The sequence below is a fragment of the Pseudomonas sp. WC2 genome, from assembly GCF_050586545.1.
GTDB lineage: Bacteria > Pseudomonadota > Gammaproteobacteria > Pseudomonadales > Pseudomonadaceae > Aquipseudomonas.
Map to the genome: position 1 here is coordinate 103,785 of NZ_JBOBDR010000004.1, position 11,977 is coordinate 115,761.

The 11,977-nt window shown below is 60.9% G+C and carries 11 protein-coding genes; 7 read left to right on the forward strand and 4 right to left on the reverse strand.

The genetic code is table 11. From position 1 onward, the window contains the following. Nucleotides 1-94 precede the first annotated feature (94 nt). From ACQ4OE_RS06125 to ACQ4OE_RS06150, 6 genes are all read left to right on the forward strand, one after another. Nucleotides 95-571 carry an RNA polymerase sigma factor gene (locus tag ACQ4OE_RS06125; protein ID WP_240999267.1) on the forward strand — a complete coding sequence of 159 codons (477 nt, stop codon included), beginning with the start codon at nt 95-97 and terminating at the stop codon, nt 569-571. Next, nucleotides 568-1,542, forward strand: coding sequence for a FecR domain-containing protein (locus ACQ4OE_RS06130; protein WP_430946103.1), 975 nt, complete (start codon nt 568-570; stop codon nt 1,540-1,542). The genes ACQ4OE_RS06125 and ACQ4OE_RS06130 overlap by 4 nt, the downstream gene beginning before the upstream one ends. Before the next feature lie 234 nt (nt 1,543-1,776). Continuing rightward, nucleotides 1,777-4,215, forward strand: coding sequence for a TonB-dependent siderophore receptor (locus tag ACQ4OE_RS06135; RefSeq protein ID WP_430946104.1), 2,439 nt, complete (start codon nt 1,777-1,779; stop codon nt 4,213-4,215). A gap of 74 nt (nt 4,216-4,289) precedes the next feature. Continuing rightward, nucleotides 4,290-5,420, forward strand: coding sequence for a PepSY-associated TM helix domain-containing protein (locus ACQ4OE_RS06140; RefSeq protein ID WP_122594856.1), 1,131 nt, complete (start codon nt 4,290-4,292; stop codon nt 5,418-5,420). Further along, on the forward strand, nt 5,417-5,596 hold the full coding sequence (locus tag ACQ4OE_RS06145; RefSeq protein WP_122594772.1) for a hypothetical protein: 180 nt from the start codon (nt 5,417-5,419) through the stop codon (nt 5,594-5,596). The genes ACQ4OE_RS06140 and ACQ4OE_RS06145 overlap by 4 nt, the downstream gene beginning before the upstream one ends. Nucleotides 5,597-5,770: 174 nt before the next feature. Then, nucleotides 5,771-6,400: a glutathione S-transferase gene (locus ACQ4OE_RS06150; protein ID WP_430946105.1), complete on the forward strand. Its 630-nt coding sequence runs from the start codon at nt 5,771-5,773 to the stop codon at nt 6,398-6,400. Nucleotides 6,401-6,605: 205 nt separating this feature from the next. Here the strand turns inward: ACQ4OE_RS06150 and creD are convergent, their stop codons facing one another. The 4 genes from creD to ACQ4OE_RS06170 all read right to left on the reverse strand — a co-directional run bounded on the left by creD (nt 6,606) and on the right by ACQ4OE_RS06170 (nt 10,831). Beyond that, nucleotides 6,606-7,976, reverse strand: coding sequence for a cell envelope integrity protein CreD (creD, locus tag ACQ4OE_RS06155; RefSeq protein ID WP_430946106.1), 1,371 nt, complete (start codon nt 7,974-7,976; stop codon nt 6,606-6,608). A gap of 185 nt (nt 7,977-8,161) precedes the next feature. Beyond that, entirely contained in the window at nt 8,162-9,580 is a 1,419-nt protein-coding gene (gene creC, locus ACQ4OE_RS06160) for a two-component system sensor histidine kinase CreC (RefSeq protein ID WP_430946107.1), read from the reverse strand. Continuing rightward, entirely contained in the window at nt 9,580-10,260 is a 681-nt protein-coding gene (gene creB / locus ACQ4OE_RS06165; RefSeq protein WP_430946108.1) for a two-component system response regulator CreB, read from the reverse strand. The genes creC and creB overlap by 1 nt, the downstream gene beginning before the upstream one ends. Before the next feature lie 67 nt (nt 10,261-10,327). Beyond that, nucleotides 10,328-10,831: an ATP-dependent zinc protease family protein gene (locus tag ACQ4OE_RS06170; RefSeq protein ID WP_007909997.1), complete on the reverse strand. Its 504-nt coding sequence runs from the start codon at nt 10,829-10,831 to the stop codon at nt 10,328-10,330. A 258-nt stretch (nt 10,832-11,089) separates the two neighbouring features. On the opposite strand from ACQ4OE_RS06170, the gene ACQ4OE_RS06175 reads away from it, so the two are divergent. Then, nucleotides 11,090-11,977: an acyltransferase gene (locus ACQ4OE_RS06175; protein WP_430946109.1), complete on the forward strand. Its 888-nt coding sequence runs from the start codon at nt 11,090-11,092 to the stop codon at nt 11,975-11,977.

The following is an 11,977-nucleotide window of genomic DNA, read 5'->3' on the forward strand; positions in this document are numbered from 1 at the left end:
CAGAATCGCGAACAATTCGCGTTAGTTAATATTTCCCAATCGGTGATATTCGGTGCCTTCAGCCCAAAGTCCTCACAGTGAACTCGTTGGTGCGATGTATCGCGACCATCGCGGTTGGCTATTGGCTTGGCTGCGGCGCAATGTCGCCTGCCCGCAACGGGCCGAAGATCTGAGTCAGGACACCTTTGTGCGCCTGCTCGGCCGCGATGAATTGCTGACGCCCCGCGAGCCCCGGGCTTTTCTGGTGGCAATCGCCAAAGGCCTGTTGTTCGATTACTTCCGTCGCGCGGCGCTGGAACAGGCTTACCTCACCGAATTGATGCTGATCCCTGAAGGCGAACAGCCTTCTATAGAAGAACAGCAACTGATCCTCGAAGACCTCAAGGCCATCGATCGCTTGCTCGGCCAACTGTCGACCAAGGCTCGCGCCGCGTTCCTCTATAACCGCCTCGACGGCCTCGGCCATGCCGAGATCGCCGAGAAGCTCGGCGTGTCGGTACCGCGCGTGCGTCAGTACCTCGCGCAGGGGATTCGTCAGTGCTACATCGCGTTGTACGGTGAGCCGACGTGAGTCCGGCCAGTTCCACACCGGTGCCGGCCCATGTGCTGGACGCGGCGATTGCCTGGCAGCTGACCCTCGATTCGAGCAGTCCGCTGGAGCGCGAGGAGTTCGCCAAATGGCACGCGGCCAATGAAGAACACGCGCGCGCCTGGCGCCAATTGGGCATGCTCGATCAGCGTTTCAGTGTTGCCAAAGGTCCGGCGCGCAATGCCTTGCTGCAATCACGCGAGGGCATTCGCCGCCGCGTGCGCAAACTCGGCAGCGGATTGGCCAGTGTGGTGGTGATTGTGGGTTTGGGGCTATTCGCCAGTGAACGGTATCTGCCGCTGGATTACTGGCTCGCCGATCAACGCACCGCCACGGGCGAGCAGCGCGTCGTGCGCCTGTCCGACGGCACGCTGTTGAACCTCAACACCCACAGCGCGGTGGATGTGCGTTTCGATGACAAGCGCCGACTGATCGTCTTGCAGGAAGGCGAAATCCTCGTTGAAACCGGTCACGGTGACGCGCGGCCCTTCATCGTCGAAACCCGCGAAGGCAGCATGCGCGCCTTGGGCACACGGTTTCTGGTCAAGCGCGAAGACGACGGCACGCGCCTGAGCGTGCTGCAGTCGGCGGTGGCGGCCCACGCGCAAGCGAATCCTGACGAACAGATTTTGCGGGAAGGCCAACAGGTACTGCTGCGCAGTGATGGACTCGGCTCAATCGTCGCCCTCAACCCCGGCGCCGATGCGTGGACACGCGGCATGCTGGTGGTCGACAACGCACGGCTGAGCGATCTGGTGCATGAACTGGGACGCTATCGCCGCGGGCATCTGGGTGTCGCGCCGGAAATCGCCGACTTGCGGATCACTGGCAGCTTCCCGCTGCACGACACCGATAAAGCGTTGAGCGCCCTGCTGCCGACATTGCCGGTGCAGATTGAGCGGCACACGCCGTATTGGGTGACGGTCGCCAAGGCCGAGCCCCCCTCCCCCTGACCTGCTCGTTCCCACGCTCTGCGTGGGAATGCAGCCCGGGACGCTCTGCGTCCCTGTTGAAGCGGACGCGGAGCGTCCATTGAGGCATTCCCACGCAGAGCATGGGAACGATCAACTCCGCAGAAATGTGGCTGTTTTTCGCAAATCAAAATTATTTTCACCCTGCCCTATCACTTTTCGAGTTTCATCCGGCACACAGGCAATTGAGAAATATTTCCATTCAGGAGCCGCCGTATGTCCCGTTCGCTAGACACCTTGTTGCGTCCCAGTCTGCTGGCCGTCGCCATTGCCCTCAGCACCCCGCTGATCAGCAACCCGTTGCTGGCCGCTGAACAAGCATCCAGCGTGCACGCCTACAACCTGCCGGCCGCACCGCTGTCGACCACACTCAACCAGATCGCCAGTCAGGGCGGCCTCCCGTTGTCGCTAAGTCCGGCGCTGGCGGCGGGCAAGACCTCGGCGCCAGTGAACGGCCAGTACGACGCGGCCGGCGCGCTGCGCGCAGCTCTGCGCGGCACCGGTCTGCAACTGGAACAGAGCGGCGCGGGCACCTACACCCTGGTCGCGGTCCCTGACGGCGCGATGGCCCTGCCGGAAACCGCGATCATCGGCGTGGAAAACAGCGAAAGCGCTTGGGGACCGGTCGAAGGCTACACCGCCACCCGCACCGCCGCTGGGACCAAAACCGACACCGCGCTGGTCGAAGCGCCGCGTTCGATCTCCGTGGCCACCCGTCAGCAAATGGAAGACCGTGGCGTGCACAGCCTCGACGACGCCGTGCGCTACATGCCCGGCATCACCGCCAGCAGCTACGGCAGCGACACCCGTATCGACTGGCTGCGCGTGCGTGGTTTCGAACCGACCCAGTATCTCGACGGCCTGGCGCTGCCACGCGGCATCTACGCCAACCCGAAACCGGAGACCTGGAACCTCGATCGCCTCGCCCTGCTGCGTGGACCGGCCTCTTCGGTGTACGGCCAGACCCCGCCGGGCGGCTTGCTCGACATGGTCAGCCGTCGTCCGAGCGCCGAGGCGAGCAGCGAGATCCAGTTGCAGTACGGCAGCGACAACCACCGCCAGATCAACTTCGCCAGCACCGGCAAGATCGATGAAGCGGGCCAATTCCTCTATGGCATCAGCGGCGTCGTGCGCGACAGCGACACGCAAATCGACCACATCGAAAACAAGCGCTACAACATCGCGCCGAGCCTGACCTGGAACATCGACGACGACACCAGGCTGACCTTGCTCACGCAATTCACCCGCGACGATACCGGCGTCACCAGCCAGTTCTATCCGATCCAGGGCACCAAGATCGACATGCCGTTCGGCAAGATCTCCCATCACAAAAACCTGGGCGATCCTGACTACGACTTCTACGACCGCACCTATTACGCGCTCGGTTACGCCTTCGAACATCGCCTGAACGATGTTTGGCAGTTCAAGCAGAACCTGCGTTACACCAAGTCGGATCTGGCGTTCCAGACCGTCACCGTCAACAGCTACAACCCGTCGTTCGCCGGTTTCACCGTGGACGATCAGGGCAATGTCGGCCGCGGCACCACCAACGTCGATGAGGACATCAGCCAATTCGCCGTGGACAACAACTTCCAGGCTGACTTCGCCACCGGCGATATCCGTCATACCCTGCTGCTGGGTCTCGACCATCAGCGCAGCAACGATAACTACACCTCGATCTTCGGCAGCGCGCCGGAAATCAACGTCAACAATCCGATCTACGGCCAGACGATCGTCCGTCCACCGCGCTCCAGCGCGTTTTACGATTACGACCAGAAGACCACCCAGACCGGCCTCTACGTGCAGGACCAAATGGCCCTGGACCAATGGCGCCTGACCCTGGGCGGGCGCGAAGACTGGGTGCACACCAGCACCAAGTTCTTCAACAAGGATGACGCCACCAACACCCAGCGTGACAAGGCGTTCAGCGGCAACGCGGCAATCAGCTACGTGTTCGATTCCGGTTTCGTGCCGTACCTGTCGTACGCCGAATCTTTCCAGCCCACCGCTGGCGCCGATGCCACTGCCACCGACTCGTTCAAGCCGACCGAAGGCAAGCAGTGGGAACTGGGCATCAAGTACCAGCCACCGGGCAGCAAAACCCTGCTCAGCGCAGCGGTGTATGACCTGACCCAGAAGAACGTCTCGGTCAACAGCATCGTCAACAACGTGACCATCACCAGCCAGACCGGCGAAGTCAAAGTCAAAGGCCTGGAGCTGGAAGCAGTTTCCGACGTCACTGATAACCTCAAAGTCATCGCCGCCTACACCCTGGCCAAGTCCGAAGTGCAGAAAGGCGTCGACAAGGGCAATCGCCTGCAACTGATGCCGAACCAGCAAGCCTCGCTGTGGACGGATTACACCTGGCACGCCGGCGTCCTCGACGGCTTCGGCATCGGCGGCGGCGTCCGTTACACTGGCAACACCTATGGCGACAAAGGCAACACCTGGCTGGGCAAAGCGGACGCTTACACCGTGTTCGACGCCGCCGTGCATTACGACCTCGGTCGTCTGGACAACAGCCTCAAAGGCGCGTCGCTGGCACTTAACGCGACCAACCTGTTCGACAAGGATTACATTTCCACCTGCGACGGCTTCTATTGCTACTACGGTGATCAGCGCAGCGTGATCGCCAGCGCCACTTACAAGTGGTAAGCGACTGAGCTGAAACAGGCCCTGTTGCCAGGCCGTCCCTTGTGGACGGCTTCGGCGTTTTTGAAGGTCATGAAATGAAAAGCAAAACAATTCGTCGCTGGTCGTTCATCCACACCTGGACCAGCCTGATCTGCACCGTGTTCTTGCTGATGCTGGCACTGACCGGTCTGCCGTTGATTTTCAGCCACGAAATCGACCATCTGATCGGTGATGCCCCAGAGTTGCGCGAGATGCCGGCCGACACGCCGCAGCTCAATTTGCAGCAACTGGTGGACGCGGCGCAGAAACATCGCCCGGGCGAAGTCATGCAGTATTTCGGCTATGACGACGAAGACCCGAACGCGGCGTTCGCGATCATGGCAAAAACCGCCGACACCGAGCCCAATTCCTCGCACTCCTTCATGCTCGATGCGCGCACCGGTGAAGCGCTGGAAACGCCTTCAGCCAACGGCGGCTTGATGCTGTTCATCCTGCGCCTGCACGTCGACATGTTTGCCGGGCTGCCGGGCAAGTTGCTGCTGGCGTTCATGGGCTTGCTGTTTGTCGTGGCCATCGTGTCCGGGACGGTGCTGTATTTACCGTTCATGCGCCGGTTGAAATTCGGCACGGTGCGTCAGGAAAAATCGACCCGTTTGCGCTGGCTCGACCTGCATAACCTGATCGGCGTGGTGACACTGACGTGGGCTTTGGTCGTCGGCGTGACCGGCGTGATCAGTGCCTGCGCCGACCTGTTGATCGCCGCCTGGCGCAACGAAGCACTGACCGCGCTGATCGAGCCGTACCGCGATGCCCCGCCGCTAACGCAACTGGCACCCGCCACGCGTTTGCTCGACATCGCCGCTGAAGTCGCGCCGGGGATGAAACCTGACTTCATCGCCTTCCCCGGCACCCGCTTTTCCAGCGAGCACCATTATTCGGTGTTCATGAAGGGCGGCACGCATTTGACCTCGCACCTGCTCACGCCGGTGCTGATCGACGCCACCACCCTGAAGGTCACCGCTGTGGCTGAACGACCGTGGTACATGGACGCCATGGGCATGTCGCAGCCCCTGCACTTCGGTGACTACGGCGGCATGCCGATGAAAATTCTCTGGGCCACCCTTGATGTGCTGACCATCATCGTCCTCGGCAGTGGCGTGTACCTATGGGTCGTACGGCGCAAAGCCGCGAAGCCTGTGCTGGAAACGGCGGAGGCGTCTGCATGAAGCCGCGTCAGTCGAATTTCTGGAAGGTCTTCAGCACGCCGCTGGTGATTGCGCTGCTGAGTGCAGCGGGGTTGTTTGCGGCGCTGTTGGGGGATGGGATCTGGGATGCATTGAGCTGGGTTGGCCTGGGTGTGCCGGCGGTTCTGGCCATAAGAGGATTGTTGCAGCGAAGCTAAAGAAACCTGTGGGAGCGAGCCTGCTCGCGAAAGCGCTCCAACATTCAACATCAATGTTGAATGTACCGACGCCTTCGCGAGCAGGCTCGCTCCCACAATGGTTTCGCGCCGGGCTTGAGGACGTGGCATTACGCGCTATGCTGGCTCCTCATCGTTCTGATCGAGACCCTGCCAATGTCCGCCCCCAGCATGACCCTGTACCACAACACCCTCTCCCCGTTCGTACGCAAAGTGATGGTCTTGCTGCACGAGACCGGCCAGCAGGATCGCGTCGCGCTGCAAGACTGCGTGCTCAGCCCGGTCAGCCCGAGTGCCGAGCTCAATGCCGACAACCCGCTGGGCAAGATCCCGGCCCTGCGTCTGGCCGACGGCAATGTCATCCATGACAGCCGCGTGATCCTCGAATACCTCGATCAACAACATGTCGGCAATCCGCTGATCCCCCGCGAAGGCGCGGCGCGCTGGCGGCGTCTGACCTTGGCCTCGATGGCCGACGGGATCATGGATGCCTCAGTGCTGGTGCGGTATGAACAAGTGCTGCGTGCTCCGGAAAAACACTGGGAAGAATGGCTAGAAGCCCAGCGCGACAAGATCCGCCGCGCCCTCGCAGTGTTGGAAAGCGATGCGATTGCCGAGCTGACCAGCCATTTCGATGTGGCGGCGATCAGCGTCGCGTGTGCGTTGGGTTATCTCGATTTGCGTTTCCCGGACCTGGGCTGGCGTGAAGCCAACCCGCAACTGGCTCACTGGTTCTTTGAAGTGAGTCAGCGACCGTCCATGATCGCCACGATGCCCAAGCCTTAAATCGACGGCATCTGTTCCGGCCTCTTCGCGAGCAAGCTCGCTCCCACATTGTTTTTGGGTATGGCAGAAACCTCTGTTGCAACACCAATCCTGTGGGAGCGAGCCTGCTCGCGAATGCACCACCTCGGTTCCAGCGGCAGCGCTGCAAAAATCAGCGTCACCAAAACCTCTACCTCTCGCTGATCTTCACGCAATCCCACCCGGCTCATTGCATCGCCCCCACATCAAACTCCAACGGCTTGCCCGGCTTCTGCCCAATCCCGTACCAGTCCAGTTTGCGCGTCAGCACCATAAACACACCGAGCAGACCGAACAGCAACAACGAGCCCATCAGCAGCGCGTAATCCTCGGCACTCAGCAATCCATAGAGCAGGCCATACAGCGCCGCCAACCCTGCCGAAAAACTCAAGCCATGCCGCACGCTGTGCAGCACATGGCAGACGTAAAACCCGATCAACAACACGCAACCACTGGCCGACAGCAGATACGCCAGGGCAAACCCGATGTGCTCCGACAGCGACAGCAACAGCAAATAGAAGAACGCCAGCGCGACACCGACCAACGCGTACTGCACAGGGTGCACCGCGAGGCTCTTGAGCACTTCGAAGAGGAAGAAACCGGCGAACGTCAGAACGATGAACAGCAGCGCATATTTGATCGCCCGATCGCTCTTCAGATACTGATCCACCGGGTCGATGAAACTCACCCCAAAGCTGCGGCCGTTGAACGCCTCGCAATCATTGCCGCTCACGCAACGGCTCATCGCGTCTTGCAGGTTGGTGGAGAAAAACGTGGTCTGCCAATCGGCGCTGAAGCCCTGATCGTTGATCTCACGTTTGGCCGGCAGGAAGTTGCCGATAAAACTCGGATGCGGCCAGTTAGCCGCGAGGCTGACGCTGCTGGTCTTGCCCACCGGCAGCACCTGCAATGAACCGGTACCCTGCAGGCGCAGGTCGAAACCGAAGGCCAGCTCCGTGGTTTTACGGGTGTCGAGAAGCGGCAGCGTCACCCGTACGCCTTCACCGAGCCAGCCGACTTGCGTACCGGGAACGAAGTCCAGGCGCTGGCCATCGAGTTCCAGTTTCAGCGCATTTTCGATACCGCGAATGTCGCTGATGCCGACCGCGAGAAACGGCGCATCGAACTGGTAGTCGCTGAAATCTTCTTTAATGCCCAATTGCGCCGGCAGCGAAAAATGGCCGTTGATGCGGTTGTCGGCATGGAACAGCCGGGCCTCATAAATGCCCCGCGCCCGCAGTTCGGTTTGCACCTGGCCGTCGAGTTCGAAACGCTCCGGCAAGAAATACAAACGCCCGCGCTCTTCGCTCGGTTCGTCGTAGCGCTGGTTGGTCTTGTCGTTGGTTTTCCAGTTGTGAATCACTTTGCGGTACGGCACCACCATCACCGGCCCGCGCAGTTGCTGGCTGTAGCTGGAACTGCGGGCGATGTCTTCGAGCACGCCGTCGCGCAACTGTTGGCGGTCGTCGATCACGCCGTCGATCATCAGCAGCGGGATCAGTAACAGCAGGATCAGCAAGGCGATGGCGCCGAGCTTGATGGTCAGATTCTTGTTCATGGGACTCTCCCTGTTTGGATGGGCAGAGTCTGGTGACGCGGTGTGGGGGTTTTGTGGGGGGAATGTGGAGATTGTGTGGAGACTTAACCGGCCCCTTCGCGAGCAGGCTCGCTCCCACATTGGATCTGCGTCGTTCACAAATACCCTGTGGGAGCGAGCCTGCTCGCGAAGGACGCACCTCGGTATCAAGGCAAGCGCAGTGTCACTTCAACACCGTTTTCGACATTGCGGATCTGCATAGACCCACCATGCAGCTTGACCACTTCTTCAACGAAGTTGAGCCCCAACCCCGTGCTTTTGCGCCCACTGTCCGGACGCGGCAAGGAGTAAAAACGCTCGGTCAAACGCGGCAGAGCGTAATCGGGAATCGGCGCGGTTTCATTGAACAGACGCAGTTCAATCTGCTCACCCCGGCGCTCGGCACTGAATCGCAGCGACCCCTCACGCGGTGTGAAATCCAGCGCATTCTCCAGCAAATTATCCAACGCCTGACGCAGCAAAAACGGCTCGCCGATCAGCAACAGGTCCTCCGCAATGGTCTGCTCGACCCGCAACTGCTTGGCTTCAATCCGCGCCGCCTGCCCGTGCAGCAACTCATCGACCAACACCGCTAAAGGCACGGCGACCCGTTCTTCAAGACCCTGACGCTGTTCCACCTGGGCCAGATTCAGCAGCCGTTCGATCAACTGCTGCATGCGCGCGCTTTCGCTGTCGATGTTGCCGACAAAACGCAGTCGCTGAACCGGCGGCATTTCCCCTTGCAGCAACTCCGCCGCGCCACGAATCGCCGCCAGCGGACTTTTCAATTCATGGGTCAGCGTGTGCACGTAACGCTCGACATAGGCCTTGCCCTCCAGCTGCGTGCGCATCTGCTCCACGGCGGTGGCGAGTTGTTCCAGTTCGCCGCCGCGATAATGTGGCACTTCCACGCGCCGACCTTCACTCACCGCTTGGGCATAACCGGTCAAACGGTGCAGCGCACGGCTTAGCCACCACGACAGCAACGCGCCAAGCAACAGACCGAGGCCGATCAACCCGGCGCCGTAAAACAGCAGGCGTTTTTCCGTGCGATCGACATACGGCTGCAATGAGCTGTTGGGCTTGGCCACGGTGACCACGCCGATGATCTGGCCGTTGTCGCGGATCGGTGCGCCGACGTGCATCACAGAAGAAGTGGCGTCGTCCGGATCACTGCGGGTTGAGCGTGCACCGTACTCACCGCGCAGGGTCAGGTAGACATCGTTCCAGCGCGAGTAATCCTGACCGACCGCGACGCCGCTGGAGTCCAGCACGACGACGCCTTTGGCGTCGGTCACGTAGATACGGTGGTTGACCTGATTCTTCGGCAATCCCCAAATGCTCGCCTGCGGCTGACGCTCGCCATAAGCGCGCAGCAACTCGGGCCAACGGTTCTCGCTGAGGGTGCCGGCCTTGAAATCGTCGCGCAGGACTTCCGCCATCAGGTTGGCGGTGTCGACCAGGGTTTCTTCAGTGGACTGGCGCACGCCAGGACGGATTTCTTCCATCACCGTGTTGAGCACGAAATAACCGGTCAGGCCGATAAACAGCACGTACACCAGAAATATCCGCAGCCCCAGCGACATCAGCTGTGCCCCGGGCTGTAGCTGTAACCGAGGCCACGATGGGTCTGGATTGGCTCGGCGTCGGCGCGCACCAGTCGCAACTTGGCGCGCACGCTTTTGATGTGGCTGTCGATGCTGCGCTCGTAACCGGCGTCCGCTGCCACGCCCAATGCATCCAGTAATTGCTCGCGGCTGAAGACACGCTCGGGTTGTTCGAGCAGGCATTGCAGCAGGCGGAATTCGTGGCGCGTGAGGCTCAGGGCCTGGCCGCGATAGAGGATTTGCACACGCTCGGGATCGATGCGAAACAGCGCGGCAGAAGCCTCAATCGCCGGGCGCGGCGCCATGCGTTTAAGAATGGCCTTGACCCGCGCGGCCACTTCTCGCGGGCTGAACGGCTTGACCACGTAATCGTCGGCGCCGATTTCCAGCCCGACCACGCGATCGATCTCGGCATCCCGGGCGCTGAGGAACAAGACCGGCACTTCGCTGAAGCGCCGCAGTTGTTTACAGGTTTCGAAACCGCTGATGTCCGGCAGGCCGATGTCGAGGATGATCAGATCGGCCGGGCTCTGCCGCTGATGCTCCAGCGCCGCTGCGCCGAGGCTCAGCCACGTGGTGCCGAACCCCTCGCCCTGCAGGGCAAAAATCAGCGTGTCGGCAATCGCCGCTTCGTCTTCGACAATCAGGATATGAGGCATGGCGTCCGAGCCCGTGGGTTAGTGCGCGAACGGTGCCCCAAGCCTGACGCTACGTCAATGAGCCCCCTTAGCAGTCTGGCTTGTCGGCTGTGAAACGACGGGCCGGATTCACTGCTGCGCCAAATTCACGCAAGGCCTTGGCACCGATCAGCAGCGGGTAGTTGAAGTTGCTGCGGTCGGTCAGGTTGACCTCGACGGTACGCTTGACGTTGCCCAGGCACAGTTCCAGATCGACCACCGGGCGCTTGGCGACTTCGGTGCTTTCGCCCTCGTCCTCTTCGTCCGAGCGGCTCTTGATCTTGCTGATCCGCGCGACCTTGTGTTCGTAGACTTTATTACTGGCGTCTTTGGTGCCGAGGCGGAAACGCACCCACTCATCGCCGTCGCGGGTGAAGGTTTCGATGTCCTTGGCCGACAGCGAGGCGGTCAGCGCGCCGGTGTCCATCTTGGCCTTGAGCACTTCGCCGCCGATCTCCGGCAGCGCGATGTATTCGTAGCGCCCGTACAGGGTCGGCTCGGCGGCCATGACCGGTAAGGCGACGAGGGCAAACAGTGCAAGGAGGGATTTCACGTAAGGGGCTTCCTTGAGAGGTTGGGCAACGGGATTTTAGACCGTTGCGCGCTTGATCGTTCCCACGCTCTGCGTGGGCATGCATCCATTGACGCTCTGCGTCACAGGGACGCGGAGCGTCCCGGGCGGCGTTACCACGCAGAGCGTGGGAACGATCAGGTTAACGCGACTGAAGTGAAACATTTGTCACCACCGATTTGGCCTGCCGCGCGAAGCTGCTTATCATGGCGCGTCCATCAGTTTTTCAAAGAGTTGCCTATGCGCCGCCTGCTCACCGGCTGTTTTGTCACCCTGCTGCTGTTGCTCAACACCCTGATCCTGATCGGGCCATTGATGGTGTTTGCCCTGCTCAAACTGGTCGCCCCGGGCCGCTGGCGCGACTATGCGTCGGGGGCGGTGATGTGGATCGCCGAGACCTGGGCCGAGGTCGACAAGCTGATTTTCCGTCTGTGCATCCCCACCCGATGGGACATTCGCGGCGGCGAAGATCTGCGTGGCGACACCTCGTATCTGGTGGTCAGCAATCACCAGTCGTGGGTCGACATCCCGGCGCTGATCCAGACGCTCAACCGGCGCACGCCGTTCTTCAAATTCTTCCTCAAGAAAGAACTGATCTGGGTACCGTTTCTGGGACTGGCGTGGTGGGCGCTGGATTACCCGTTCATGAAGCGCTACACCAAGGCATTCCTGGCGAAGAACCCCGAGCTGGCGGGCAAAGATCTGGAAATCACCAAACAGGCCTGCGAGCTGTTCAAGCGTCAGCCGGTGACGGTGGTGAATTATCTGGAAGGCACGCGTTATACGGCGGCGAAAAGCACCGAACAGCAATCACCGTTCAACCACCTGCTCAAGCCCAAGGCCGGTGGCGTGGCGTTTGTGTTGGCGGCGATGGGTGAGCAACTGGACGCGATTCTCGACGTCACCGTGGTTTATCCACAGGAGAACATTCCGGGGTTCTGGGATCTGATCAGCGGCAACGTGCCGCGCGTGATCATCGATATCAAGACCCGCGAACTCGACCCGGCGCTGTGGCAGGGCGATTACGAGAACGATCCTGTGTTTCGCCAGACGGTCCAGAGCTGGGTCAACCAGCTCTGGAACGAGAAGGATCAGCGCATCGCCGAACTGCGCGGCGAGCGCCGCTGA

Excerpts from the sequence above, each read along its gene's own strand:
- ACQ4OE_RS06125 (WP_240999267.1), top strand. The coding sequence starts at position 95 with ATGTATCGCGACCATCGCGGTTGGCTATTGGCTTGGCTGCGGCGCAAT.
- ACQ4OE_RS06135 (WP_430946104.1), top strand. The coding sequence starts at position 1,777 with ATGTCCCGTTCGCTAGACACCTTGTTGCGTCCCAGTCTGCTGGCCGTC.
- ACQ4OE_RS06140 (WP_122594856.1), top strand. The coding sequence starts at position 4,290 with ATGAAAAGCAAAACAATTCGTCGCTGGTCGTTCATCCACACCTGGACC.
- ACQ4OE_RS06145 (WP_122594772.1), top strand. The coding sequence starts at position 5,417 with ATGAAGCCGCGTCAGTCGAATTTCTGGAAGGTCTTCAGCACGCCGCTG.
- ACQ4OE_RS06150 (WP_430946105.1), top strand. The coding sequence starts at position 5,771 with ATGTCCGCCCCCAGCATGACCCTGTACCACAACACCCTCTCCCCGTTC.
- creD (WP_430946106.1), bottom strand. The coding sequence starts at position 7,976 with ATGAACAAGAATCTGACCATCAAGCTCGGCGCCATCGCCTTGCTGATC.
- creC (WP_430946107.1), bottom strand. The coding sequence starts at position 9,580 with ATGTCGCTGGGGCTGCGGATATTTCTGGTGTACGTGCTGTTTATCGGC.
- creB (WP_430946108.1), bottom strand. The coding sequence starts at position 10,260 with ATGCCTCATATCCTGATTGTCGAAGACGAAGCGGCGATTGCCGACACG.
- ACQ4OE_RS06175 (WP_430946109.1), top strand. The coding sequence starts at position 11,090 with ATGCGCCGCCTGCTCACCGGCTGTTTTGTCACCCTGCTGCTGTTGCTC.